The sequence below is a fragment of the Curtobacterium sp. B18 genome (genome assembly GCF_000333375.1).
Classification (GTDB): Bacteria; Actinomycetota; Actinomycetes; order Actinomycetales; family Microbacteriaceae; genus Curtobacterium.
Window position 1 is genome coordinate 1 of record NZ_BACZ01000350.1, and the last position, 2,928, is coordinate 2,928.

The 2,928-nt window shown below is 69.2% G+C and carries 1 protein-coding gene and 3 pseudogenes; 3 read left to right on the forward strand and 1 reads right to left on the reverse strand.

The features are described from left to right. Window positions 1-171, reverse strand: a pseudogene (locus tag I5E_RS26360) (PLP-dependent aminotransferase family protein); the annotation flags it as partial. A gap of 16 nt (window positions 172-187) precedes the next feature. Between I5E_RS26360 and I5E_RS09610 the strand changes: the two are divergent. The 3 genes and pseudogenes from I5E_RS09610 to I5E_RS09620 all read left to right on the forward strand — a co-directional run. Beyond that, window positions 188-1,162 (forward strand): annotated as a pseudogene (locus I5E_RS09610) (RNA polymerase sigma factor); the annotation flags it as partial. Between the two features lie 4 nt (window positions 1,163-1,166). After that, entirely contained in the window at window positions 1,167-2,426 is a 1,260-nt protein-coding gene (locus I5E_RS09615) for a MurT ligase domain-containing protein (protein ID WP_031262055.1), read from the forward strand. Continuing rightward, a pseudogene (locus I5E_RS09620) lies at window positions 2,423-2,928 on the forward strand (type 1 glutamine amidotransferase); the annotation flags it as partial. The gene I5E_RS09615 and the pseudogene I5E_RS09620, both read left to right, overlap by 4 nt.

Below are 2,928 nucleotides of genomic sequence, written 5' to 3' on the forward strand. Positions count from 1 at the left end.
GTCGTTCACCACGTTGGCGAGGCGCTTCACGCCGACGCGGATCTGCTCCGGCGTCGGGTAGCAGAACGACAGACGGATGTGTCCGCCGCCGCGGCCGTCGGCGTAGAAGGCCGTCCCCGGGGTGTAGGCGACGAGCTCCTTCACCGCCCGCGGCAGCATGCCCTTCGAGTCAGCAGCGGTCGCCGTCGGCGCCCTGGTGATCTCGCAGTCCGACGACGACGAGGCACCGGTCTACTCCACGACGATCACCGGTGCCACCGCGGACCCGGTGAAGGACTACCTCAAGCAGATCGGCAAGGTCGCGCTGCTCAACGCCGAGCAGGAGGTCGAGCTCGCGATGCGCATCGAGGCCGGCCTGTTCGCCGAGGACAAGCTGCAGCACTCGACCGGGCTGTCGAAGCCGGAAGAGCGCGAGCTGCGCTGGGTGGCCCGTGACGGTCAGCGTGCGAAGTCGCACCTGCTCGGCGCGAACCTCCGTCTGGTCGTCTCGCTCGCCAAGCGCTACACCGGTCGCGGCATGCAGTTCCTCGACCTCATCCAGGAAGGCAACCTGGGCCTGATCCGTGCGGTCGAGAAGTTCGACTACACCAAGGGCTTCAAGTTCTCGACGTACGCCACCTGGTGGATCCGGCAGGCGATCACCCGCGCCATGGCGGACCAGGCCCGCACGATCCGCATCCCGGTGCACATGGTCGAGGTCATCAACAAGCTGGCCCGCGTCCAGCGCCAGATGCTGCAGGACCTCGGTCGCGAACCCACTCCGGAAGAGCTCGCCCGCGAGCTCGACATGACCCCGGAGAAGGTCGTCGAGGTGCAGAAGTACGGCCGCGAGCCGATCTCGCTCCACACCCCGCTGGGTGAGGACGGCGACTCGGAGTTCGGCGACCTGATCGAGGACACCGAAGCGGTCGTGCCGGCCGACGCGGTGGGCTTCACGATGCTGCAGAAGCAGCTCGAGAGCCTGCTCGACTCCCTGTCCGAGCGCGAGGCCGGTGTCATCCGCATGCGCTTCGGCCTCGGTGACGGGCAGCCGAAGACCCTCGACCAGATCGGTGACACGTTCGGCGTGACGCGTGAGCGCATCCGCCAGATCGAGTCCAAGACGATGGCGAAGCTCCGCCACCCGTCGCGGTCGCAGTCGCTGCGCGACTACCTCGAGTAGGCCGATGCGCTTCGTCATCCCGATCCTCGTCGGGCGGATCCTCCGCGCCCTCGCCCGTGCGCGGGGCGGAGGGTCCGCCTACCCCGGGTTCATCGTGCTCAAGCTGGTGCCGGACTTCCTCCAGCACGTCACGAAGCAGTTCCCGAACGGCGTCGTCTTCGTGCTCGGGTCGAACGGCAAGTCGACGACGACGCACATGATCTCCGACATCGTGCGGGCGCACGGGCTGCGGGTCTTCACGAACCCGTCCGGTGCGAACCTGCCGCAGGGCATCGCCTCGGCGCTCCTCTCCGAGGTGTCGCTGACCGGCAAGCTCAAGGCGGACATCGGCATCCTCGAGGTGGACGAGGCCTTCGCGGTCGAGCTCGCCGGGATCCTGTCGCCGTCCACCGTGACGATGCTGAACGTCCAGGTCGACCAGCTCTACCGGTTCTTCGAGACCGAGCGGGTCGCCGACATGATGCTCGACACCGCGGCGCTGTCCACCGCGAACGTCATCACGAACCGCGACGACCAGTTCCTCGACGCCTACGTCGCACGGACCGGGCAACGGGTGCTGCGCTTCGGCGCGAGCTCCGAGGTCGTGGCCGCGGCGCCGAACGGCCTGCAGAACGCGGACGACTTCGACCGGCAGGACGCCGAGCCGAACCCGGCCGAGTCCGAGGTCGTCGTGAACACCGGTGACGGTGCGACGATCCGCTTCGACGGCGCCGACATCCCGGTGCGCCTGCCCGCACGTGGCCTGCACTACGCGGTCGACGCCGCTGCGGCCACCGCGACGGCGAGTGCCGCGCTCGGCACGCAGTTCCGCGCCGACGCCGTCACGAAGGCCTTCGGCACGATGAAGCCCGCCTACGGCCGTGGCGAGCGACTCCCGATCGCGGGCGAGTCCGCCGAGTTCACGATGTTCAAGAACGCGGCGAGCCTCCAGCTGAACCTCGACGCCCTGCCGGACCACCCGGAACAGGTGCTCATGGCGATCGACGAGGGCACGCCGGACATCTCGTGGATCTACGACATCGACTTCTCGAAGCTCGACCACGTCGACGTCGTGTCCGGTGACAAGGCCTGGCAGATCGCGATCGCGCTCGAGCACGCCGGTGTCCGCATCGGTCGCGTCGAGCCCGACGTCGAGGCTGCGATCCGCCACATGGAGCAGCTCGGCGCGACCACCTCGGGGACGAAGAACTTCATCGTCAACTACGAGATCATGATGATCGCCCGCAAGGCCCTCGGCCACCCGGACATGGAGAAGACCGCATGACGGCCGACCGGCTGACCATCCTGCACGTCTACCCGCGCCAGATGGGTGTGTCGGGCGACCGCGGCAACGTCGCGGCCCTCGTCCGTCGTGCCGAGACCGCCGACATCACCACCGAGGTGCTCGAGTACGCCCCCGGCGACGCGCTCCCGACCGAGGCCGACGTCGTCGTGATCGGCAACGGCCCCCTCAGCGCGATGCGCTCCCTCGGCGACGACGTCGCCCGGATCGGTGCCCCGCTCCGTGCGTTCGCCACCGCCGGTGTGCCCGTCGTGGCGGTCGGTGGTGGCTTCGACCTCGCCACGAACGAGGTCGTGCCGACCGACGGTGCCGGCGTGACCGGCTTCGGCGTGTTCGACGCCCGGGCCGTCCGCGGTGCCGAGCGCCGGGTGAACTACTTCGTGCTCGACACGGCCTACCCGCTGCTGCCGGGCGCCTCGACCCGGCTCGCCGGCTTCGAGGAACACGCCACGCGGATCGAGCTCGGCACCGGCGTCCGGCCGTT

Coding starts and splice junctions, on each gene's coding strand:
- I5E_RS09615 (WP_031262055.1), top strand. CDS start 1,167: ATGCGCTTCGTCATCCCGATCCTCGTCGGGCGGATCCTCCGCGCCCTC.